Below are 21,727 nucleotides of genomic sequence, written 5' to 3'. Positions count from 1 at the left end.
ACGCTTCCAGACCGGTCTCAACTCGGCCTAAACGGGATCGATGGGGAACCGCGCAGCCTGAGAGGATGGAGCGGTGCGCGACGTCGAGATCCGCGGGGACATGATCCGCCTGGGCCAGCTGCTGAAGCTCGCCGACATCGTCGGCTCGGGCGGCGAGGCCAAGGCGCTGCTGGCCGAGCTGCCGGTGACCGTCAACGGCGAGCCGGAGTCGCGCCGCGGCCGCCAGCTGCACCACGAGGACGTCGTCACCGTCGCCGGCGACGTGCTGCGGGTCGTCGCCCGGGGCTGAGCGGCTCAGCCCGGCTCGTCGTCCGGCCCGGGCGGCCGGTCGAGCGGCAGCCGGACGCGGATCCGGAACCCGCCGCCGTCGCGGCGGGCGGCGTAGAAGGTGCCGCCGTGGGCGGTCGCCCGCTCGCGCATCTCGAGCAGCCCGCGGCCGCCGGGCCCGTGCGGATCGATCAGCGGCTGGCCGTCGTCGAGGACCTCCAGCTCGACCGCCTCGTCGCTCCAGCGCAGCTCGACGGTCGCGCGCTGCGGTCGGGCGTGCTGGAGGACGTTGGCCAGCGCCTCGTCGAGCACCCGGTGGAGCGCGAGCCCGACGCCGGCCCGGACCTCGACCGGCTCGCCGAGCACGCGCAGCTCGATCTCGCCGCCGTCCTCGCGGGCCCGTTCGACCAGCGCCGGCAGGTCGTCGACGCCGGGCAGCGGCTCGTCGCCGCCGGCATCGCGGTCGATCCCCAGCAGGTCGGTCAGCCGGTCGAGCTCGGCGAGCGCGGGGGCGACCGTCGCGGCCGGTCCCAGCCGCTCGACCTCGGCGGCGACGACGCGCCGCGCCTCGCCGGCGATCAGGGCCCGCTGGAAGGCGACGCGGCCGCGGGCGATCGGCGGCGGGGCGCTGGCGAGGTCCTCCTGCCGCGCGAGCTGCGCGCGGCGGGCGATCGGCCCCCAGCGGCCGACGAGCCGGCCGATCGCGAACGGCACCAGGAACGCGACGCTGGCGATCAGGAAGTCGCCGAGGTCGTGGCGCGGGGTCGAGAGCACCAGCGCGTAGGCGGCCATCACCGATCCGAGCAGGCCGGTGAGGGCGCGGTCGTCGGGCTCGTAGGCGCCGAGGCCGTACATCGCGATCGCGACGACCGCGGCCGGCACGACGCTGGCGTCGGCGTCGACCCCGAGCGCGGTCTGGATCATCAGCACCGTCCAGACCGCCATCGCGGCGACCAGCGGCTGGCGGCGCCGGAAGGCGAGCGGCAGCGATCCCGCGAGGGCGGCGATCCAGGCGATCGGCTGCGGTTGGCCGCCCGGCCCGAGCGCCAGCAGGTCGAGGACCCAGGCGCCCGCGAAGAGGCCGGCGATCGTGAGGTCGACCGTCAGCTCGTCGTCGTCCGTCGCAGCGACGGACCGGCCTCCGGCATGGGCCGCGGGCCGATCGGGAAGGGGCGACGGGGAGGGCGCCGTCCGCGCTGACGAGGCCACGCCGAAACCATACCCCGACGGCGGGCCGCCGATTCCGTCCGATCAGCGCTCTACCGTCGCGCCATGGAGAGCTCGCTGGTCGGCACTGCCGTCCGCCGCGCCGGGGCCCAGGTCACGGCACCGGTCGACGCAGATCCATCCGGGGCCGCCCGCGACCTGCTGACGCAGGCCCGCGACCTCGCCGCCCTCGCCCTGCGGTCCGCCGCCGTCGAGGACGTCATCGCCCACGCCGAGGCGCTCCAGCACAGCTGCGCGCGGTTGGCCGAGGCCCCGCTGCCGGCCGTCCGCCGGCGCCGCCGCGACCGGCTCGCCGGACGGATCGAGGCGCTGGCGCTCGCGGCCGACGACCTCGCCGCCGTCGTGCTGCTGCGCTGCGACCGGCCGGCCGGCGATCCCGGGGTCGCGATCGTGCCCGACGTCGGGGCGCTGATGGCGCGGATCGCCGACCGCCACGACCAGCTGGTCGACGCGCTCGGACCACGCGAGCTCGCCGACCCGCCGGCGGTCCGCCGCGCGGCATGAGCGCGTCCGGGCGGCCTCCGGTCAGGCGCGGCACCCGCTGGCTGCGCACGATCAGCCTCGTGCGGCCTCCGCGGACGACGATCGCCCGCCGCGACGAGCGGCTGGCGAGCCGCTGGTGGGACGGGGCGCCGCGCCGCCGGGCGGCGGGTGGCGCGAGGCGCGCGTAGACCGGCGGATCTCGCCGCCTGCTGCGCTCGGCGCCGAGGATCGGCGCACGACGTTTGACGGTGATCTAGCGTGGCCGTACCGGTGGCGCTCCCGTCCACCGCGTCCCACAAATCCTCCGCGGTCCCGCGACCGCATCCCCCCCCCGAGGAGGCTCGGATGTCCCGCATCGCTCCAGTCGCCCTGGCCGGCGTCGCCATCGTCGCCGTCGTTCCCGCCGCCGCGCAGGCGGCCACCCGCCCGGCCGTCACGACCGGTCTCGCCGGCAGCATCACGCCGCAGAGCGCGACCCTCACGGGCAGCGTCGACCCGGGCGGCGGCGCCACGACCTATGTCTTCGAGTACGGCAAGACGAAGAGCTACGGCCGCAAGACGCCGGCGACGCCCGCCGGTTCCGGCACCACGCGGGTCGCGGCGACGGCCGGCGTCACCGGGCTGCAGTCGGCCAGCACCTACCACTTCCGGATCGTGGCCCGGAACCCCTCCGGCGTCACGCGCGGCGCGGACCGTACCTTCAAGACTCCGCGCCAGCCGCTCGGCTTCGCCGTCGCCGCCAACCCGAACCCGGTCGCGTTCGGCCAGCCGACCGTGATCGCCGGGACGCTCGGCGGGACGGGCAGCGCCAACCGCCAGGTCCAGCTGCAGCAGAACCCCTGGCCCTACGCCACGGGCTTCCAGCCGGTCGGCAACGTCCAGCTCACCAACAGCACCGGCGGCTTCTCGTTCCCGCTGCTGAGCGTCCCGGTCAACACCCAGTACCGGGTCGCGACCACGGACAAGAACCCGGTCATCAGCCCGGTGGTCGGCGCCTCGGTCCTGATCGACGTCGACACGTCGGTCCGCAAGACCCGCGTCTACCGCGGCTCGCGCCTGCGGTTCTCCGGCAAGACGCATCCCGCGCGCGACGGGGTCCAGGTCGGCGTGCAGCGCAAGGACGGCCGGGCCTGGAAGACGATCAAGGGCTCCCGCACGACGCTCGGCGGCCGGACCTTCTCCCGCTACGCGCTCCGCGCCACGATCCGCAAGGGCGGCCGCTACCGCGTGTTCGTGAAGGTCTCCGACGGCAGCTACCAGTCGCACTTCGGCCCGGAGATCAAGATCCGCACGCGGCGGCGGTAGCGCGCCACGTGGCCGGCGGGCGGGCGACGACGCGCCGAACGGCGACGTCCGAGGTCCCGGATCGCCTTCTCTAGGATCGATCCATGGCTACCTGGACCGTCTACCTGTCGGGCGAGATCCACACGGACTGGCGCGAGCGGATCGAGCGCGGCGCCGCCGACGCCGGGCTCGACGTCGCCTTCAGCTCGCCGGTCACCGACCACGCCGCCAGCGACGACTGCGGCGCGGCGATCCTCGGCGCGCAGGACCGGAAGTTCTGGCACGACCACCTGGGCGCGGGCGTCAACGCGATCCGCACCCGCACGCTGCTGGAGCGGGCCGACGTCGTCGTGGTCCGCTTCGGCGAGCAGTACCGGCAGTGGAACGCGGCCTTCGACGCCGGGCAGGCGGCCGCCCTCGGCAAGCCGCTGATCACGCTCCACCCGCCCGAGCACGACCACGCGCTGAAGGAGGTCGACCGCGCCGCCCTGGCCGTCGCCCGCGAGCCGGAGCAGGTGGTCGCGATCCTCCGCTACGTCGTCGACGGCCGCCTGCCGTAGCGACCCCGGAGCCGGAACGCACGACGCCCTCGCGTTGCGAGGGCGTCTTCGACGCGCCCGGAAGGATTCGAACCTTCGACCTTCCGCTCCGGAGGCGGACGCTCTATCCACTGAGCTACGGGCGCCGACGAGCGATGATTCTGGCAGGCCGGGACGGATCGCGCCGAACGGGCAGCGATCCCCCGTGGCTGCGGGCACGAACCCGGACGGCGATCGCGGCCCGTCGCGGCCGCGACCGGCCGCGGGGCCGCGACCGACTACCCTCGCTCCGCGTGGACCTGCACCTGCTCTTCGTCGGCACCGGCGGCTCGGCACCCACCGCTCGGCGGGGCCTGCCCGCGCTGCTCGTCCAACGCGGCGGCGAGCACGTGCTGATCGACTGCGGCGAGGGGACTCAGCGGCAGCTGATGCGCTCCAGCGGGCTCGTCGAGCTGGACCTGGTCCTGCTCACGCACCTCCATGCCGACCACTGGCTCGGGCTGCCGGGACTGCTGAAGACCTTCGACCTGCGGGAGCGGACCGCGTCGCTGACGGTCGCCGGTCCCGAGGGCACCGCCAGCGCGATCGCCGGCCTGCTGCGGCTCGCGGGCGGCGTGCGCTATCCGCTCGAGGTGCTCGAGCTGGCCGCCGGCGACGAGCTGCCCCGGGACGGCTGGCGGATCCATGCGATCGAGGCCCAGCACCGCGGCCCCGCCCGCGGCTACGCGCTGGTCGAGGACGCCCGGCCCGGCCGCTTCGATCCCGAGCGGGCGCAGGCGCTGGGGATCGCCGACCGCCGCGACTTCGGTCGCCTGCAGCGAGGGGAGACGGTCGACGGCGTCTCGCCCGAGCAGGTGATGGGGCCGCCGCGCGCCGGCCGCAAGCTCGTCGTCTCCGGCGACACCCGGCCGTGCGACGCGATCCGGCTGGCCGCCTGGCAGGCCGACGTGCTCGTCCACGAGGCGACCTTCACCGACGACCAGCGCGGCCGCGCCCGCAAGACCGGCCACAGCACCGCCGCCCAGGCCGCCGAGCTGGCCGCCTCGGCCGAGGTCCGGGCGCTGGCGCTGACCCACCTGTCGGCCCGCCACCGCCCGACCGATGCCCTGGCCGAGGCGCGGACGCGGTTCCCCGGCGCCCTGCTGCCACGCGACTTCGACCTGCTCGAGATCCCGTTCCCGGAGCGCGGCGCCCCGCTCCACGTTCCCGGAGGCGGGCGCGTCCGGCCGAGCGCCGCGGCGTCGCTGGACGATCCCGAGGCCGAGGGGGGCCCGGACGCCGCTGACGCGGACGCGGCGGACGGGCGCACGCCCGCCCCGTCCCGGGACGCTGCTAGGGTCCGGGACGTTCGTTAACCCGGTCCCGTGAGGCCGGGACGACCCCACCGCATGAGCAACGAGACCACCGTCCTGGACGGCGACGACCTGGCGCGCACGCTCGCGCGCATCGCCCACGAGATCGTCGAGGGGCATCCGGATCCGTCCGCGCTCGTGCTCGTCGGGATCCACACCCGCGGTGCCGTGATCGCGCAGCGGCTGCAGCAGCGGCTGGCCGCGCTGCTCGACCGCGAGGTCCCGCTCGGCGACCTCGACATCTCCTTCTACCGCGACGACCTGGCGACGCGCGGCGACGGCGGCCAGGACGCTCCGGTGATCCACGCGACGCACCTCGACGGGGTGCCGCTCGAGGGCGCCTCGGTGGTCCTCGTCGACGACGTGCTCTTCACCGGCCGCACGATCCGCTCGGCGATCGAGGCGATCTTCGACTACGGCCGCCCCGACCGCGTGCAGCTGGCGGTGCTGGTCGACCGCGGGCACCGCGAGCTGCCGATCCGCGCCGACTACGTGGGCAAGAACCTGCCGACCGCCGTCGCCGAGCGGGTCAACGTCCGGGTCGCCGAGATCGACGGCCGCGACGAGATCGCCATCGAACGGCGCGAGGACGGCCCCGACGCCGCCCGCCCCACGGAGGCCCGATGAAGCACCTGCTGTCGATCGAGGACCTGGACCGCGAGACGATCGAGCGGCTCTGCGACCGCGCGGCGAGCTTCGCCGAGGTCGCCGACCGGCCGATCAAGAAGGTGCCCGCGCTGCGCGGCCGCACCGTCCTCAACCTCTTCTACGAGTCCTCGACCCGCACCCGCTCGAGCTTCGAGCTGGCGGCCAAGCGGCTGAGCGCCGACGTCGTCAACTTCGCCGCCTCCGGCTCGTCGGTCGAGAAGGGCGAGTCGCTGCGCGACACCGTCCAGACGCTGGCCGCCCACCGCCCCGACGCGATCGTCGTCCGCACGCCGTGGGCCGGCGCCTCGCAGCTGATCACCAACTGGACCGACGCCGCGATCGTCAACGCCGGCGACGGCCAGCACGAGCACCCGACCCAGGCGCTGCTGGACGTCTACACGCTGCGCGCGCGGCTCGGCTCGCTCGACGGGCTCGATGTCTGGATCGTCGGCGACGTCCGCCACAGCCGCGTCGCCCGCTCGCTGGTGCTGGCGCTGCAGACGATGGGCGCATCGGTGACGGTCTGCGGCCCGCCGACCCTGATCCCCCAGGACTTCTCGGTCCTCGGCTGCGAGGTCCGCTACTCGCTGGACGAGATGCACCAGGCCGACGTCGTCTACGCGCTGCGGATGCAGCGCGAGCGGATGAAGCAGGCCTGGGTCCCGTCGCTGCGCGAGTACGCGTCCGTTTACCAGATCGACAGCCGCCGGCTGGGACCGCGCCAGCTGCTGATGCACCCGGGCCCGGTCAACCGCGGCGTCGAGCTGGCCGGCGACGTCGTCGACGGGCCGCGCTCGCTGATCCTCGACCAGGTCCGGGCCGGCGTGCTGGTGCGGATGGCGGTCCTCTACGAGGTCCTGGCCGGCGCCGCCCCGGCGTCCGCGCCGCGACCGACCGGCCCGGCCGCGACCGACGGGTCCGACAACCGAACGGAGCTGCACCCCGCATGAGCCTCGAGCCCCTGGTCTGGGCGGGCGGAGCCGGCGGCTCGCTGCCGACCGACGCCGACCTGCTGATCCACCACGCCCACGTGCTCGACCCGCAGGCCGGCATCGACGCCCCCTGGGACGTGCTCGTGCGCGGCGGCGAGATCGTCGAGATCGGCGCGCCGGGATCGGTCGAGGCCGGCCCCGGGGTCGAGGTCGTCGACGGTCACGGCCTGCACCTGTTCCCCGGCTTCGTGGACCCGCACGTGCACCTGCGCACGCCCGGCCAGGAGCACAAGGAGGACCTGGAGTCCGGCACCCGCGCCGCGGCCGCCGGCGGCTACTGCGCGGTCGTCGCGATGCCGAACACCTCGCCGGTCGTCGACTCCGCCTCGCTGCTCGGATCGCTGCGCGCGACGGCCTCGCGGATGGCCCGGATCCCGGTCGGGTTCACCGCCGCGATCACCCGCGGCCTCGAGGGCGACGAGCTGACCGAGATGGCCGAGCTGCGGGCCGCCGGCGCCGTCGGGTTCACCGACGACGGCAAGCCGGTGACCAGCGCCGGCGTCCTGCGCAAGGCGATCCAGTACCAGCGGCTGTGCGGCGGCGTGATCGCCCTCCACGAGGAGGACCCGACGCTCTCCGCCGGCGGCTCGATGCGCGAGGGCGCGGTCTCGGCACGGCTCGGGATCGCCGGGATCCCGTGGCTGTCGGAGTCGACGATGGTCGCGCGCGACGCCGCGATCGCCGGCCACGAGGGCGGGCGCGTCCACTTCCAGCACCTCTCCTGCGTCGCCTCGATCGACGCGCTGCGCGAGGCCAAGGCGCGCGGCTTCCGGGTCAGCGGCGAGGCGTCGCCGCACCACCTGCTGCTGACCCACGACGCGGTCCGCGGGCTCGACACCTCGATGAAGATGAACCCGCCGCTGGGCTTCGAGGAGGACCGTCAGGCGCTGATCGACGGCCTGCGCGACGGCACCATCGAGTGCATCGCCACCGACCACGCGCCGCACGCCCCGGACGAGAAGGCCGTGCCCTTCGAGCAGGCGCCGATGGGCGCGACCGGGCTCGAGGCGGCCTTCGCGGCCGTCTACTCCGAGCTGGTCCGGCCCGGGATCCTGTCGCTCGCGACGGTGATCGAGCGGCTGACCGCCGGCGCCGCGCTGATGGAGCTGGAGACGCCGACGATCGTGGTCGGCGAGCGCGCCAACCTGGCCCTGGTCGACCTGGAGCGCGAGTGGACGGTGGGGGAGAACGGCTACGAGAGCCGCTCGGACAACTGCTGCTTCCACGGCCGCCGGTTCCACGGCCGCGTCCTGATGACCGTCGCGGACGGAGGCGTCGCGTACCGCGAGCGCAGCTTCGCCGTCCACGCCGCCTGACCCCCCGAGGAGCGACAAGACCGCATGAGCGACACCGCCGCGCCCCGCCCTGCCTACCTGCTGCTGGAGGACGGCACCCGCTTCGACGGGGCCGCCTGCGGCGCCCCCCTGACCGACGTCGGCGCCGCTCCCGCGGGCCGCTCGACCGGCGAGGTGGTCTTCACGACCGGCATGGCCGGCTACCAGGAGTCGGTCACCGACCCGTCGTTCGCCGGGCAGCTGATCGTCTTCACCTACCCGCACATCGGCAACTACGGGGTCAACGGGTCGGCGATGGAGTCCGACCGGATCCACGCCCGCGCCGTGATCATGCGCGAGGCCGTCAACCACGAGGACGCTCCGACCGCCGAGCAGGGCTGGCTCGACTGGCTGAGCGACTGCGGCGTGCCGGCGATCACCGGCGTCGACACCCGCGCGCTGGTCCGTCACATCCGCGACAAGGGCGCGATGCGCGGCGGGCTGTTCGACGGCGACGTCGCCCAGGCCGACGCCGCGGCGGCGATCGCCGCCGAGCCGCCGATGGCCGGCCAGGACCTGGCGTCGACCGTCACGCCGGCCCAGGTCGAGACCGTCGGCGCCGAGAACGCCGCCAGCGGCGGCCCGCTGATCGCCGCGATCGACACCGGCATCAAGCGCTCGATCGTGCGCGAGCTGGTCGCGCGCGGCGCGGTCGTCCGGCTGCATCCGCTGAGCGACGGGCCGGAGGCGCTGCTCGAGGGCGATCCGGACGCGATCTTCCTGGCCAACGGCCCCGGCGATCCGGGCGTGGTCGCGCACGTGATCCCGACGATCCAGGCGCTGCTCGGCAGCAAGCCGGTCTTCGGCATCTGCATGGGCCACCAGCTGCTCTGCCGCGCCGTCGGGCTGGAGACCTACAAGCTCCCGTTCGGCCACCGCGGGGGCAACCACCCGGTCAAGGACCTGAGCACCGGCCGGGTCGAGATCACCTCCCAGAACCACGGCTTCGCCGTCCAGACCCCGGACGGCAGCGGCCGGATCGACGGCGACGAGCCCGTCCGCTGGGAGACCGACTTCGGACCGGCCGAGCTGAGCCACCTGAACCTGTACGACCGCACGGTCGAGGGGCTGGTGCTGCCGGAGGCCAACGCCGCGACCGTCCAGTACCACCCCGAGGCGGCCCCCGGGCCGAACGACGCCGGCTACCTGTTCGACCGCTTCCTGGAGCGGATCAGGACCGGCTCGCTCGCCGGCGTCACCCGCCAGACCGGCGACGCCGCGGCGCAGGCCGCCGGCGTCGCACCCACGGCGGGGACCACGAAGCCCGCCGCCACCACCGAGAACGGAGACGCCGCCTGATGCCTCGCCGCGACGACATCAAGCGGATCATGATCCTCGGCTCCGGGCCGATCGTGATCGGCCAGGCCGCCGAGTTCGACTACTCGGGCGCCCAGGCGTGCAAGGTCCTGCGGGAGGAGGGCTACGAGGTCGTGCTCGTCAACTCCAACCCGGCGACGATCATGACCGACCCGGAGTTCGCCGACGCGACCTACGTCGAGCCGCTGCTGCCTGGGCCGGTCGCCCAGATCATCGAGCGCGAGCGGCCGGACGCGCTGCTGCCGACGCTCGGCGGCCAGACCGCGCTCAACCTGGCCAAGGCGCTGCACGAGGACGGCACGCTGGAGAAGTTCGGCGTCGAGCTGATCGGCGCCAACTACGACGCGATCAACTGCGCCGAGGACCGCGACCTGTTCGCGATCGCGATGGAGAAGGCGGGCCTCGCGATGCCCGCCTCGCTGATCGTGCGCAGCCGCGAGGGCGACTCGGCCGACGGCGCCCGCCTGCCGGAGGAGCGGATCGCCGCCCAGATCGACGAGGCGATCGCCAAGGTCGGCCTGCCGGCGATCGTCCGGCCCGCGTTCACCCTCGGCGGCCGCGGCGGCGGCATCGCCCGCACCGACGAGGAGTTCCGCAAGATCGTCCGCGGCGGCCTCGACGCGTCGCCGATCGGCCAGGTGCTGGTCGACCAGTCGGTGATCGGCTGGGGCGAGTTCGAGCTCGAGGTGATGCGCGACAACGGCGACAACGTCGTGATCGTCTGCTCGATCGAGAACGTCGACCCGATGGGCGTCCACACCGGCGACTCGGTGACCGTCGCCCCGCAGCAGACGCTGACCGACCGGCTGTACCAGAAGCTCCGCGACCAGGCGATCGCCGTGATCCGCGCGGTCGGGGTCGAGACCGGCGGCTCGAACGTGCAGTTCGCGGTCAACCCGACGACCGAGGAGATCCTGGTCATCGAGATGAACCCGCGGGTCTCGCGCAGCTCGGCGCTGGCCTCGAAGGCGACCGGCTTCCCGATCGCCAAGATCGCCGCCCGCCTGGCCGTCGGCTACCGGCTGGAGGAGATCACCAACGACATCACCAAGGCGACGCCGGCCGCGTTCGAGCCGACGATCGACTACGTGGTCGTGAAGTGGCCGCGGTTCGCGTTCGAGAAGTTCGCCGGCGTCGACGAGACGCTCTCGACGCACATGAAGAGCGTCGGCGAGGCGATGTCGATCGGCCGCACCTTCGGCCAGGCGTTCGCCAAGGCGATGCGCTCGCGCGAGCTCGACGCCAAGGTCCAGATCGCGGACGACGCGACCGCGGCCGAGCTGGTCGAGCGGATCCGCGCGCCGCGGACCGAGCGCTACGACGTGCTGCTCGAGGCGATCCGGCGCGGCGCCAGCGACGACCAGCTGCACGAGGCGACGGGCATCGACTCCTGGTACCTCCGCGAGCTGCGGCGGATCGCCGGCGATCCCGACCTGGCGACCGACGCCGCCGCCGGCGAGGTCCGGACCTTCAAGTCGGTCGACACCTGCGCCGCCGAGTTCGCCGCCACGACGCCGTACTTCTACTCCGGCTGGGAGCGGCCCGACGCGGACGGCAACCCGCGCCACGAGGTCGACCGCGGCGACAACCCGTCGGTCGTGATCCTCGGCGCCGGGCCGAACCGGATCGGCCAGGGGATCGAGTTCGACTACTGCTGCGTCCACGCCGCGATGACCGTCCGCGCCAGCGGCCGCGACGCGGTGATGATCAACTGCAACCCGGAGACGGTCTCCACCGACTACGACACGTCGGACCGGCTGTACTTCGAGCCGCTGACGCTCGAGGACGTGCTCGGCGTGATCGAGGTCGAGCGGCCCGAGGGCGTGATCGTCCAGTTCGGCGGCCAGACGCCGCTGCGGCTCGCCCAGGGCCTGCAGGACGCGGGCGTCACGATCCTCGGCACCAGCGTCGAGGCGATCGACCGCGCCGAGGACCGCGGCAGCTTCGGCGAGGTGCTGGCGAGGCTCGGCTACCAGGCCCCGCCGTACGCGACGGCGACCTCGTTCGACGGCGCCCTCGAGGCCGGCGAGGAGGTCGGCTTCCCGCTGCTCGTGCGCCCCAGCTACGTGCTCGGCGGGCGCGCGATGGAGATCGTCTACGACCGCGACGGCCTCGCCGACTACCTGACGCGAGAGGCCGACACCACCTCCGGCAAGGAGATCTTCCTCGACCGCTTCCTGGAGAACGCGATCGAGGTCGACGTCGACGCCCTCTGCGACGGCGACGACGTCTGGGTCGGCGGGATCATGCAGCACGTCGAGGAGGCCGGGATCCACTCCGGCGACTCCGCCTGCGTGCTGCCGCCGCACTCGCTCAACCGCGAGATGATCGACCGGATCCGCGACTGGACCCGCGGGATCGCGCTCGAGCTGGGCGTCCGCGGCCTGATCAACATCCAGTACGCGGTCCACGGCGGCGCCCTGTACGTGATCGAGGCCAACCCGCGCGCGTCGCGGACGGTGCCGTTCGTGTCGAAGGCGATCGGCGTGCCGCTCGCGAAGATGGCCTGCCGGATCATGCTCGGGGAGCGGATCGGCGACCTCGACCTGCCGGAGGATCCGTTCGCCGGCGGGCACATCGCGGTCAAGGAGGCGGTGATGCCGTTCGACCGCTTCGTCGGCTCCGACGCGCTGCTCGGCCCCGAGATGCGCTCGACCGGCGAGGTGATGGGCGTCGCCGCCGACTTCCCCTCGGCCTTCGCCAAGGCCCAGGCCGCCGCCGGCTCGCCGCTGCCGTCTGGAGGGACCGCGTTCATCTCGGTCACCGACGCCGACAAGCCGGCCGCGATCGCCGTCGCCCAGCTGCTGCACGACCAGGGATTCCGGCTGCTCGGCACCCGCGGCACGCAGGAGGCGATCACCCGCATGGGCCTGCCCTGCGACCCGGTCGCCAAGCTCCAGGACATCGAGGCCGGCGGCACCGACGCGGCCGGCCACCGGACCGCGGTCTCGGGGATCGAGGCCGGCGAGGTCGCGATCGTCGTCAACACCCCGACCGGCTCCGGCGCCCGCACCGACGGCTACGAGATCCGGCGCGCGGCGATCACCGCCGGCATCCCCTGCCTGACCACGGTCTCCGCCGGCCTCGCCGCCGCGCGGGCGATCGCCTCGGGCCGCGGCGGGCCGCTGCCGGTGGTGTCGCTCCAGGAGCTGAACCAGGATCCGGTGGGCGGCGCGGCGCGCGGCCGGGAGTAGCATCGAAGCGATGGCGTCCGCGACCGAGAGCCTCGCCACGACGCTGGCCGGCGTCCCGCTCGAGCACCCGGTCCTCAACGCGGCCGGGACCGCCAAGTCGCACGACGACGTCGCGCGGCTGGCGCGCTCGGCCGTCGCCGCGGTCACGGTCGGATCGATCACGCTGGAGCCCCGCGAGGGCAACGCGGGGGAGGTCTACGCCGCGCGCGACGGCTACGCGGTCAACGCGCTCGGGATGCCGAACCGCGGGGCCCCGTTCTACCGCGAGGCGCTGCCCGAGATGGCCGCGGTCGCCCACGCCGCCGGCAAGCCGCTGATCGTCTCGGTCGCGGGCTTCGACCCCGACGAGTACGGCGAGCTGGCGCACCTGGCCGCCGACGCCGGCGCCGACCTGGTGGAGCTGAACCTCGGCTGCCCGAACGTCTGGTCCGACGGCAGCCAGCACCGGATCGCCAGCTTCGACCCCGATCTGGTCGCGCGCTCGATCGCCGCCGCGGCCGGCGCCGGGGCTCCGCTCGGCGCCAAGCTCTCGCCGCTCTCGGATCCGGTACTGCTGGCGGAGGTCGCCGCGGTCCTCGCCGACGGTGCGGCCCGCTTCGTGGTCACGGCCAACACCTTCCCCAACGGCCTGGTGCTGCGCGAGGACGGCCGTCCGGCGATCGACGTCGGCTTCGGCGGGGTCTCCGGAGCGGCGATGAAGCCGATCGCGCTCGGCCAGGTCGCGCAACTTCGCGCCCAGCTCCCGGACCGGATCGATCTCGTCGGCGTCGGCGGCGTGCGCCGTGGCAGCGACGTCGACGATCTGCTGCGAGCCGGAGCGTGCGCCGTCGGCGCCGCGACGCTGTTCTGGAACGCGGGCGAGGATCCCCGTTCGTTCGGGGATCTGCTGGCGGACTGGGTGAGCTGACCGCGGCGCGCGGCCAACCCGCGGTCGCCGGCCCGCGGACCTCGCCAGCCTGAACCTCGACTTCAGGTCCAGGCGAGTTGTCGATCGGGCCGCGCGTGTCACCCGATTCGCGGGTAGACTCGCGCGGCGATGTCGCCCGCCGCCAACGCCCCGTCCAAGTCCTCGGTCACCCCGGAGCGGTCGTTGAACCAGCGACTGGACGCGTTGCAGCGAGCCAACGAGGTTCGCTCCCGCCGCGCGGCGCTGAAGCGCGACCTGAAGTCGGGTCGGCAGTCGATCGACCGGCTGCTGCTCGACCCGCCGGAGTGGCTCGAGACGGCGAAGGTCGTCGACATGCTGCTGGCGGTGCCGAAGTACGGCCGGGTGCGCGCCGGCAAGGTCCTCGGGCAGTGCCGGATCTCGGCCTCGAAGACGATCGGCGGCCTCACGCCCCGTCAGCGCACCGAGCTCGTCCACGCACTCCGCCAGTCGCGCGGCTAGCCTCCTTCGGGTGGCCCGCGTCTTCGTCATCACCGGCCCTTCCGGGGTCGGGAAGGGCACGCTCATCCGTCGCCTCCGCGAGGCGATCCCCGAGCTGCGCCTGAGCGTCTCCGCCACGACCCGCAAGCCGCGACCAGGCGAGGCGCACGGCCGCGACTACTGGTTCCTCGACGACGCCGAGTTCGCGCGCCGCGTCGAGGCCGGCGACTTCGTCGAGCACGCCGAGTACGCCGGCCGTCGCTACGGCACGCTGCGCGAGGAGCTCGACCGCCACCTGGCCGACGGCGCGCCGGTGGTGCTGGAGATCGAGGTCCAGGGCGCGCAGCAGGTCCGCGGGACGATGCCGGAGGCGATCCAGGTCTTCGTCGTCCCGCCGAGCTTCGAGGAGCTGCGCGAGCGGCTGGAGAGCCGCGGCACCGACGATCCGGAGGTCGTCCAGCGGCGGCTCGAGGTCTCGCGCGGGGAGCTGCGCCAGCAGGAGCAGTTCGACCACCGGATCGTCAACGACGACCTCGAGCGCGCGACCGACGAGCTGGTCGGCCTGGTCCGCGAGCACCTCGCCGAAGCGCACCGCACCGCGCACTGAGCGGGAGCCGCACCGTCGTCCGCGGGGCGCGTGCGTACAATGGATCCATGATCTCTCCGCGCATGGACCAGCTCCTGAACAACGTGGACTCGAACTACGCCTCGGTTCTGGTCGCCGCCAAGCGCGCCCGTCAGATCAACGCCTACTACCACAACCTCGGTGAGGGGGCGTTCGACGAGTTCCCGCCGCCGATGGTGGAGACGGCCTCGAAGAACTACCTCACGATCGCGCTCGAGGAAGTCGCCGCGGGCAAGATCACGTATCGGTATCGATGAGTGAGGGGCGCCGCTTCGGCGGCGCATGGAGGAGGGAACCCGGGCCGCTTCGCGCGGCCCTTCTCGTGCGTCCGGTGCGTCAGACGCCGCGCGTCGTAGTCTCTAGGTGATGGCACGTCTGCTGCTCGGCGTCACCGGCGGGATCGCCGCCTACAAGGCGGTCCTGCTCGTGCGGCTGGCCACGGCCGCCGGCCACAGCGTCCGGGTGCTGCAGACCCCGGCCAGCCAGCGGTTCGTCGCTCCCGAGACCTTCCGCGCGATCACCGGCGCCCCGGTCCTCACCGACGAGTTCGAGCCCGATGCTCTGCGCGGCGCCTTCCCGGGCGACCCGCTGCCGACGCACGAGCCGATCAGCCACCTGGCGCTGGTCGAGCGGGCTGACGCGTTCCTGATCGCGCCCGCGACCGCCAACACGATCTCGGCGCTCGCCCACGGGCGGGCCGACGCGCTGATCGGCTCGGCCTACCTGGCCGCCGAGTGCCCGGTGCTCGTCGCCCCGGCGATGAACCACCGGATGTGGCACCACCCGGCGACGGTCCGCAACGTCGCCCGGCTGCGGGCCGACGGCGCCCGGATCGTGGAGCCCGGCAGCGGTCGCCTGGCGTCGCTGGGCGAGCAGGGCGACGGTCGCCTGGCCGAGCCCGAGCAGCTGCTGGCGGCCGTCGAGGAGGCGCTGGCCGGGCCGGCCGGCGGCGCCGACCTGGCGGGCCTGCACGTGCTCGTCTCGGCCGGGGGCACGCGCGAGCCGATCGACGCGGTCCGCTTCGTCGGCAACCGCTCGTCGGGCAAGATGGGCTACGCGCTCGCCGCCCGCGCCGCCGCCCGCGGCGCGACGGTGACGGTGGTCGCGGCCAACGTCGCGCTGCCCGATCCGCCCGGCGCCACGGTCGTCCGGGTCGGCACCGCCGAGGACCTGCGGCGGGCCTGCGGCGACGCGTTCGGCTCGGCCGACGTGCTGCTGATGGCCGCCGCGGTCGCCGACTTCCGGCCGGTCGATCCCGCCGGCGGCAAGATCAAGAAGGCCGGCCGGACCGAGCTGACGATCGAGCTGGAGCCGACCGTCGACGTCCTGACCGAGCTGTCCGGCCGCCGTCGCGACGGGCAGACGCTGGTCGGCTTCGCCGCCGAGCACGGGGACGGCGCGCTCGACTACGCCCGCGACAAGCGCGAGCGCAAGCGGCTGGACGCGGTCGTCCTCAACGACGTCGCCGTGCCGGGGATCGCCTTCGACGCGGCTGACAACGCGGTCACGATCGTCACCGGCGACGGCGAGCAGACCGTCGCCCGCGCCGCCAAGGAGGCGGTTGCCGACGCGATCCTCGACGCGGTCGTCGCCGCCCGCGCCCGCGCCTGACGGCGATCGCCGGCTCGTGAGCGGCGGTCCGTCCGGCCGCTGGGAGACCCTTGACCGAGTTGTCAGAATCGGTGCATGGCCATGTCCACCGCCTACGAGCTCTACCGTTCCGGAAGCGCCCTGCTGGAGCAGGGCGACCATCACGCGGCGACGCTGCCGCTGACCCGCGCTCGTGACCTGGAGCCGGGGTCGGGGATGGTCCGCGAGGCCCTCGGCCGCGCGCTCTTCGGGGCCCGGCGGTTCCGCGAGGCGGCGGGCGAGTTCGCCGCCGTCGTCGACCGCGAGCCGACCAACGACTACGCCCACTTCTGCCTCGGGCGGGCCCTGCAGCTGCAGGGCCGCCACGCCGAGGCGCGGCCGCCGCTGACGATGGCCGCGCTGCTGCAGCCGCAGCGCAGCGACTACCGGGTCTACCGCGACCGGACGATCGCCGCGCTCGAGCGCGACGACTCCGCGGCGGCCTAGGGCCGAGCGCTGGCGCGTCCCTCGGGCACGAGCACCGTCTTGCCGACCGTCGCCCGCGACGCCAGCGCGTCGTGGGCGTCGGCGGCGCGGGCGAGCGGGAACGGCGAACCGACCAGCGGCCGCAGGCGACCCGCGGCCGCTGCGTCCAGCGCCGCCGTCTCCCAGGCCCGCAGTCCGCCTACGCCGCCGGGTCCGGCGAGGACCCGCGGCCCGATCGCGCCCGTGACCGTGATCCCGCGACCGATCACGTCGGTCGCGTCGAGCGCGGTCGCGGTCCCGGCCGACCAGCCGAACAGCACCAGCCGGCCGCGCGGCCCCAGTAGCTCCAGCGCCGCGCGACCGACCGCGCCGCCGACGCCGTCGTGGACGAGGGTCGCGGGGCGACCCGCGAGCCGCTGGCGGGCCTGCTCGGCCCAGCCGGGATCGTCGTAGTCGAGGGCGATCGTCGCGCCCAGCTCGCGGACCCGGGCGACCTTGCCCGCGCCGCCGGCCAGCCCGACGACCGTCGCGCCGGCGTCGCGGGCGGCCTGGACGAGCAGGTTGCCGATGCCGCCGGCGGCCGCCGGCACCACGACCACGTCGTCGGCGCTCGGCGGGCCCGCCTCGAGGATCGCCAGCGTCGTCCGGCCGGTGCCGATCATCGCGACGGCGGTCGCCGAGGTCAGCGTGCCGGGGATCTCGTGGACCGCGTCGGCAGCGGCGACGGCCAGCTCCGCATAGCCACCGCTGGCCATCCCCAGGTGGACGACGACGCGGCGCCCGATCCAGGCTTCGTCGACCCCGGGGCCGACGGCGTCGACCCGGCCCGCGACCTCGCGACCCGGTGTCATCGGCAGCTCCGGCAGCGGGAACGGGCCGCCCGCCTCGCCCGCTCGGATCTTGGTGTCGACGAGGTGGACGCCGCTCGCCTGGACCGCGATCCGCAGCTGCCCCGGGCCCGGCTGCGGGTCGGGGACCTGCTCGTGGCGGAGGACGCCGGCGGGGCCGAACTCGTACTGGCGGATCGCGTGCATCTGGGACTCCAACGAGGATCGGAGCCCTTCGACCGGACGGCCGAGGGGCGCTGCCGGACGCTAGGACCTCGACCATGGTTGAAGTCAAGGGTGGTCTGGGCTCCGACGTCGGTTGCGGGCACGCGCGCGAGTCGCCGACCGACGTCGGAGCCGCGACCGTCCTCCGGCCGATGCGGCGCGGGCAGGGGCCGATCAGGATCGGTCGCGATGTCGCCCGCCGCGGACCGCAACCCGTTCACCCTCCGCCACGACGGCCGCGAGCTGGCGGTCGAGCAGGAGGAGTCGGGCTTCCACACCATCCTGCGGCTGCTCGTCGACGGCGAGCCACGGGCCGAGCGGCGGGTGATGGGCGACACGACGCTCGAGGCCGAGGGGATCGCGGTCGAGGTGGCCCTCACCTTCATGGGCCGGATCCGACGCTGCCTGCTGGCCGACGCCGAGGAGCGGATCCCGTTCGAGCCGCCGGCGGGCAGCCGGGCCGAGCGCCGCGTCCGCCTGCAGCGCGAGCACCCGGTCCGCTACACCGCGCTCGAGGGCGGGCGGGCCGTCGCCGGGGTGCTCGTCCCGCTGCTCGGGATCGGGGCGCTCCTGCGGCTGCTGGTGCCGAAGGTCGACATCGACCTGCCCGACGTGCCGCTGCCGGACGTCGACCTGCCCGACGTGGTGCCGGACGTCGACCTGCCGTCGATCCACGTGCCCGGCTGGCTGGACGCGTTCCTCGCGTCCGGCCGCTACTGGATCCCGGTCTTGATCGCGGTCGGGCTGGCGATCGGCGAGATCCGCCGCCAACGGCGCAAGCGGGAGCGGGAGGCGGCGGCCCGTCCCGACCCCGGCCCGCGACCGCACCCGAGCGAGGACGCGAGCGGCGACCCCGACGGCGCGCCCGCCCAGGAGGAGCGCCCCGTCGCCGACCGCGATCAGGCGCCGACCATCTGACGGGCGGCGGTCGCGGCGTCGACCAGCCGCCCGAGCAGCTCGTCGACGGTCGCGGGGGAGAGCGCCGGCTGCGGCAGCTCGCCGTGGACCCAGACCGCGCCGGCCGACGACGTCGCGTAGCGCACCAGCAGCAGGTCGCGGCGGTTGCGGTGCAGCAGCCACTGCCCGTCGAGCTGCCCCGGACCGCAGACCTCGGCCTGCGCTCGCAGCAGCCCGCCGCGCAGCGCCAGGCCGACGTGCAGCGGCCAGCCACCGCACTCCACGGGCAGGCCCCACTCGCCCGGGGCCGGTCGGTGGAGTCCCGCGCCGACGTGCTCCAGCGCCGACTCGACGACGGCCGCGGCGGCGGCGCGCGCCCCGACGGGCGCGAGATCGGGCCGGCGGTCGAAAGCTGCCTGCATCCGGCGATGGTACGATCGAACGGCAGCGTTCAAGGACGCTGCTCGGCAAGCACTCTTTCCGAGTGGGCGAGAAGCCCGCTTTTTTTGTGGCTGAACACGTGATGACCACCTCCATCCAGGACACCGTCGAAGACCGGCTGCGGGCAACCGATCCGGCTGTCGAGGTGCTCCTGGCCGAGGTCGTCGGGGGCGGCACGCTGCGGGTGGTCATCGACCATCCCGACGGCGTCAGCCTGGAGCTCTGCGCGCAGGTGACGCACCATCTCGGCGACCTGCGCGAGACGTACGGCATCGAGGTGTCGTCGCCGGGCAGCGAGCGTCCGCTCGTCACGTCCGAGCACTTCCGTCGCTTCCTCGGTCGTCGCGCGCGGGTTCGCACCCGCCAGCCGATCGCCGGTGGCGGCGACGCGGAGGAACCCCGCCGCTCGTTCACCGGCGAGTTGGTCGGCGCCGACGACCGGGCCGTCACGCTCGCCGCGGACTCGGGGATCGTCACGATCCCCTACGCCGAGATCCATCGCAGCAACCTGGTCGAGGAGTAAGGACCCATGTCTCGCGAGATCATCGAAGCGATGCGCGCCCTGGCGCGCGAGAAGGGGATCCCCGAGGAGCGGCTCGTCGCGGCGCTCGAGGACGCCCTGCTCTCGGCCTACAAGAAGCAGCCCGACTCGGCCAAGTACGCCCGCGTGGAGCTGGACCAGGAGTCCGGCGACTACCGCGTGATCGAGCTGCTCGTGCCCGAGATGCTCGAGGCCGGCCTGATCGTCGAGACGATCGACGAGCAGTCCTACGAGGATCCCGAGACGGGCGAGTGGGTCGAGCCCACCGACGTCGAGATCCCCGCCGAGAAGCTCGCCGAGCACCGGGAGGAGATCCCGGAGCAGGACGTCACCCCGGACGACTTCGGCCGGATCGCCGCGCAGACCGCCAAGCAGGTCATCCTGCAGCGGATCCGCGAGGCCGAGCGGGACATGATGTACGACGAGTTCGCCGATCGCGTCGGCGAGATGGTCACCGGCATCGTCCAGCAGTCCGACAACCGCTACACGCTGCTGCAGCTGCGCGACCGGGTCGAGGCGCTGCTGCCCCGCTCCGAGCAGGTCTTCGGCGAGCGCTACGACCACAACCAGCGCCTGAAGGCGGTGATCAAGGAGGTCTCGCAGTCCGCGAAGGGCCCGTCGATCATCGTCTCGCGTCGCGACCCCGAGGTCATCCGGGCGCTGTTCGAGCTCGAGGTCCCGGAGATCGCCGACGGCCTGGTGGAGATCACCGGCGTCGCCCGCGAGCCCGGCTACCGCTCGAAGATCGCGGTCGTCAGCCACGCCCAGGGCGTCGATCCGGTCGGCGCCTGCGTCGGCCCGCGCGGCTCCCGCGTGCGGATGGTCGTCTCGGAGCTCAAGGGCGAGAAGATCGACATCATCCCCTTCAACGACGAGCCCGGGCGCTTCATCGCCAAGGCCCTGTCGCCCGCGCAGGTGCGCGAGGTCTTCATCGACGACGAGCAGCGCCAGGCGACGGTCGTCGTCCCCGACGAGGACCTGACGAAGGCGATCGGCCGCGAGGGCCAGAACGTGCGGCTCGCCGCGCGCCTGACCGGCTGGCGGATCGACATCAAGAAGGCCTCCGACGTGATGGCGCAGGCCGCCTCGACCGGTGGCGATGGCGCCGAGGTCGAGGAGCCGCAGGGCGACGGCCGCTGCCAGGCGGTCCTCACCAGCGGCCGCCGCTGCCCGAACGCGGCGCTGCCCGGCTCGATCTTCTGCGGCCTGCCGGTCCACCAGGCGCTGGTGCGGTTCGGCTCGGTCGAGGTCGCCCTGCTCGAGGACCTGCCGGAGGAGGAGCTCGACGCGCTCGCCGATCCGGACAAGTCCCAGGAGGACGTCCAGGAGATCGTCACCCGGGCCGAGGAGGCGTACGCCGAGCGCGTCGCCGCCGAGGGCCCGCTGGAGGTCTACGACGAGCAGGCGGAGGGCGAGGTGGACGAGGACGGCACGGCGCTGGCCGAGGACGCCGAGCTGGTCGCCGACGAGCCGGAGCCCGTCGCCGAGGACGGCGCGGACGCCGCTGCCGAGACCGTCGGCGCGTCAGCTGCCGACGACGCCACCGGTCCGGAGGACGGATCGTCGGCGTAGCCACCGAACACCCGGAGCGACGCTGCGTCGGCTGTGGCCGACGTGCCCCGCAGGCGGAGCTCATCCGCCTCGCCGCCGTCGAGGATCAAGTGGTCCTCGACGTGCAGCGTCGACTCCCAGGACGTGGGGCGTACGTGTGCAACCACACCTGCGCCGAAGCGGCCCTCGGACGACGCGCGCTACCGCGTGCGTTCCGACGGCCGATCAGCAACGACCAGGACTTTCTACACTCACTCTGATGGCGAATAAGCGCGTGCACGAAATCGCCAAGGCTCATGGCGTCCCGAGCAAGGATCTGCTCGATGCCCTCCAAGCGGACGGGCATGACGTCTCGACCGCCTCGTCGAGCGTCGACGAGGCCGTCGCTGCGCGCTCGATCAAGGCCCACGCCTCCGGCGGTGCGCCGTCGAGCGAGGCCAAGAAGCCGGCTGCTGCGCCGGCGCGTCCGGTGCGTCCGGCCGCCCCGGGGACCGGTGCTCCGGCCCGTCCGCAGCGGCCCGTCCGCCCGCCGGCTCCCGGCCAGCGGCCCGCGGCGCCCGCC

Annotated in this window: 24 protein-coding genes and 1 tRNA gene; 21 read left to right on the top strand and 4 right to left on the bottom strand. The window is 74.2% G+C overall.

Annotated features, from left to right (window positions below; all coding sequences use genetic code 11):
• The first annotated feature begins 73 nt into the window (after positions 1 to 73).
• Positions 74 to 289 carry an RNA-binding S4 domain-containing protein gene (locus PAI11_RS19665; RefSeq protein ID WP_007578102.1) on the top strand — a complete coding sequence of 72 codons (216 nt, stop codon included), beginning with the start codon at positions 74 to 76 and terminating at the stop codon, positions 287 to 289.
• A gap of 5 nt (positions 290 to 294) precedes the next feature.
• Here the strand turns inward: PAI11_RS19665 and PAI11_RS19660 are convergent, their stop codons facing one another.
• Positions 295 to 1,476, bottom strand: a complete 1,182-nt coding sequence (locus PAI11_RS19660; protein WP_007578100.1) for a sensor histidine kinase — start codon at positions 1,474 to 1,476, stop codon at positions 295 to 297.
• 63 nt (positions 1,477 to 1,539) lie between these two features.
• On the opposite strand from PAI11_RS19660, the gene PAI11_RS19655 reads away from it, so the two are divergent.
• The 3 genes from PAI11_RS19655 to PAI11_RS19645 all read left to right on the top strand — a co-directional run bounded on the left by PAI11_RS19655 (position 1,540) and on the right by PAI11_RS19645 (position 3,821).
• Entirely contained in the window at positions 1,540 to 1,998 is a 459-nt protein-coding gene (locus PAI11_RS19655; RefSeq protein WP_007578099.1) for a hypothetical protein, read from the top strand.
• A 324-nt stretch (positions 1,999 to 2,322) separates the two neighbouring features.
• Positions 2,323 to 3,282: a fibronectin type III domain-containing protein gene (locus tag PAI11_RS19650; RefSeq protein WP_007578096.1), complete on the top strand. Its 960-nt coding sequence runs from the start codon at positions 2,323 to 2,325 to the stop codon at positions 3,280 to 3,282.
• A gap of 83 nt (positions 3,283 to 3,365) precedes the next feature.
• Positions 3,366 to 3,821, top strand: coding sequence for a YtoQ family protein (locus PAI11_RS19645; RefSeq protein ID WP_007578095.1), 456 nt, complete (start codon positions 3,366 to 3,368; stop codon positions 3,819 to 3,821).
• A 52-nt stretch (positions 3,822 to 3,873) separates the two neighbouring features.
• On the opposite strand, the gene PAI11_RS19640 is transcribed toward PAI11_RS19645, so the two are convergent.
• Positions 3,874 to 3,946, bottom strand: a tRNA-Arg gene (locus PAI11_RS19640).
• Between the two features lie 147 nt (positions 3,947 to 4,093).
• On the opposite strand from PAI11_RS19640, the gene PAI11_RS19635 reads away from it, so the two are divergent.
• From PAI11_RS19635 to PAI11_RS19580, 12 genes are all read left to right on the top strand, one after another.
• Positions 4,094 to 5,155, top strand: coding sequence for a ribonuclease Z (locus PAI11_RS19635; RefSeq protein WP_007578094.1), 1,062 nt, complete (start codon positions 4,094 to 4,096; stop codon positions 5,153 to 5,155).
• A gap of 33 nt (positions 5,156 to 5,188) precedes the next feature.
• Positions 5,189 to 5,779: a bifunctional pyr operon transcriptional regulator/uracil phosphoribosyltransferase PyrR gene (gene pyrR, locus PAI11_RS19630; protein ID WP_007578093.1), complete on the top strand. Its 591-nt coding sequence runs from the start codon at positions 5,189 to 5,191 to the stop codon at positions 5,777 to 5,779.
• Positions 5,776 to 6,750, top strand: coding sequence for an aspartate carbamoyltransferase catalytic subunit (locus PAI11_RS19625; protein WP_007578092.1), 975 nt, complete (start codon positions 5,776 to 5,778; stop codon positions 6,748 to 6,750). The genes pyrR and PAI11_RS19625 overlap by 4 nt, the downstream gene beginning before the upstream one ends.
• Positions 6,747 to 8,108, top strand: coding sequence for a dihydroorotase (locus tag PAI11_RS19620; protein ID WP_007578091.1), 1,362 nt, complete (start codon positions 6,747 to 6,749; stop codon positions 8,106 to 8,108). The genes PAI11_RS19625 and PAI11_RS19620 overlap by 4 nt, the downstream gene beginning before the upstream one ends.
• Before the next feature lie 24 nt (positions 8,109 to 8,132).
• Positions 8,133 to 9,425: a glutamine-hydrolyzing carbamoyl-phosphate synthase small subunit gene (carA, locus tag PAI11_RS19615; RefSeq protein ID WP_007578090.1), complete on the top strand. Its 1,293-nt coding sequence runs from the start codon at positions 8,133 to 8,135 to the stop codon at positions 9,423 to 9,425.
• Positions 9,425 to 12,637: a carbamoyl-phosphate synthase large subunit gene (gene carB / locus PAI11_RS19610; RefSeq protein WP_007578087.1), complete on the top strand. Its 3,213-nt coding sequence runs from the start codon at positions 9,425 to 9,427 to the stop codon at positions 12,635 to 12,637. The genes carA and carB overlap by 1 nt, the downstream gene beginning before the upstream one ends.
• Positions 12,638 to 12,647: 10 nt before the next feature.
• Positions 12,648 to 13,544, top strand: coding sequence for a tRNA-dihydrouridine synthase (locus PAI11_RS19605; RefSeq protein ID WP_007578085.1), 897 nt, complete (start codon positions 12,648 to 12,650; stop codon positions 13,542 to 13,544).
• Between the two features lie 129 nt (positions 13,545 to 13,673).
• Positions 13,674 to 14,024, top strand: coding sequence for an integration host factor, actinobacterial type (mihF, locus tag PAI11_RS19600; protein ID WP_007578083.1), 351 nt, complete (start codon positions 13,674 to 13,676; stop codon positions 14,022 to 14,024).
• 10 nt (positions 14,025 to 14,034) lie between these two features.
• Positions 14,035 to 14,610 (top strand): guanylate kinase, encoded by a 576-nt coding sequence (gmk, locus tag PAI11_RS19595; RefSeq protein ID WP_007578080.1) that lies wholly within the window; start codon positions 14,035 to 14,037, stop codon positions 14,608 to 14,610.
• A gap of 47 nt (positions 14,611 to 14,657) precedes the next feature.
• Positions 14,658 to 14,885: a DNA-directed RNA polymerase subunit omega gene (gene rpoZ, locus PAI11_RS19590; RefSeq protein WP_040601081.1), complete on the top strand. Its 228-nt coding sequence runs from the start codon at positions 14,658 to 14,660 to the stop codon at positions 14,883 to 14,885.
• A 109-nt stretch (positions 14,886 to 14,994) separates the two neighbouring features.
• Positions 14,995 to 16,239, top strand: a complete 1,245-nt coding sequence (gene coaBC / locus PAI11_RS19585) for a bifunctional phosphopantothenoylcysteine decarboxylase/phosphopantothenate--cysteine ligase CoaBC (RefSeq protein WP_007578076.1) — start codon at positions 14,995 to 14,997, stop codon at positions 16,237 to 16,239.
• A gap of 75 nt (positions 16,240 to 16,314) precedes the next feature.
• A complete protein-coding gene (locus PAI11_RS19580) occupies positions 16,315 to 16,704 on the top strand; it encodes a tetratricopeptide repeat protein (RefSeq protein WP_244406574.1) in 390 nt (129 codons plus the stop codon).
• On the opposite strand, the gene PAI11_RS19575 is transcribed toward PAI11_RS19580, so the two are convergent.
• Positions 16,701 to 17,717, bottom strand: a complete 1,017-nt coding sequence (locus PAI11_RS19575) for a zinc-binding dehydrogenase (protein WP_007578074.1) — start codon at positions 17,715 to 17,717, stop codon at positions 16,701 to 16,703. The genes PAI11_RS19580 and PAI11_RS19575 overlap by 4 nt on opposite strands.
• Before the next feature lie 207 nt (positions 17,718 to 17,924).
• Here PAI11_RS19575 and PAI11_RS19570 point away from each other — a divergent pair, with 207 nt between their 5' ends.
• Complete coding sequence (locus PAI11_RS19570; protein ID WP_007578073.1) at positions 17,925 to 18,653, top strand: hypothetical protein; 729 nt, start codon at positions 17,925 to 17,927, stop codon at positions 18,651 to 18,653.
• Here PAI11_RS19570 and PAI11_RS19565 read toward each other — a convergent pair.
• Entirely contained in the window at positions 18,635 to 19,054 is a 420-nt protein-coding gene (locus PAI11_RS19565) for a hypothetical protein (protein ID WP_007578072.1), read from the bottom strand. The two genes, PAI11_RS19570 and PAI11_RS19565, sit on opposite strands and share 19 nt — an antisense overlap.
• Positions 19,055 to 19,116: 62 nt before the next feature.
• Here PAI11_RS19565 and PAI11_RS19560 point away from each other — a divergent pair, with 62 nt between their 5' ends.
• The 4 genes from PAI11_RS19560 to PAI11_RS19550 form a co-directional block, all read left to right on the top strand.
• Positions 19,117 to 19,596 (top strand): ribosome maturation factor RimP, encoded by a 480-nt coding sequence (locus PAI11_RS19560; RefSeq protein ID WP_244406573.1) that lies wholly within the window; start codon positions 19,117 to 19,119, stop codon positions 19,594 to 19,596.
• 6 nt (positions 19,597 to 19,602) lie between these two features.
• Positions 19,603 to 21,186 carry a transcription termination factor NusA gene (gene nusA / locus PAI11_RS19555; protein ID WP_007578067.1) on the top strand — a complete coding sequence of 528 codons (1,584 nt, stop codon included), beginning with the start codon at positions 19,603 to 19,605 and terminating at the stop codon, positions 21,184 to 21,186.
• Positions 21,174 to 21,425, top strand: a complete 252-nt coding sequence (locus PAI11_RS28515) for a YlxR family protein (protein WP_081488549.1) — start codon at positions 21,174 to 21,176, stop codon at positions 21,423 to 21,425. Before nusA ends, PAI11_RS28515 begins: the two co-directional genes overlap by 13 nt.
• Positions 21,425 to 21,727, top strand: a 303-nt coding sequence (locus PAI11_RS19550; RefSeq protein ID WP_170320760.1) for a translation initiation factor IF-2 N-terminal domain-containing protein, incomplete at its 3' end; no start/stop codon positions are given. The genes PAI11_RS28515 and PAI11_RS19550, both read left to right, overlap by 1 nt.

It is taken from the genome of Patulibacter medicamentivorans (assembly GCF_000240225.1).
Taxonomy (GTDB): domain Bacteria; phylum Actinomycetota; class Thermoleophilia; order Solirubrobacterales; family Solirubrobacteraceae; genus Patulibacter; species Patulibacter medicamentivorans.
This window is presented reverse-complemented; position numbering and strand designations above follow the sequence as displayed.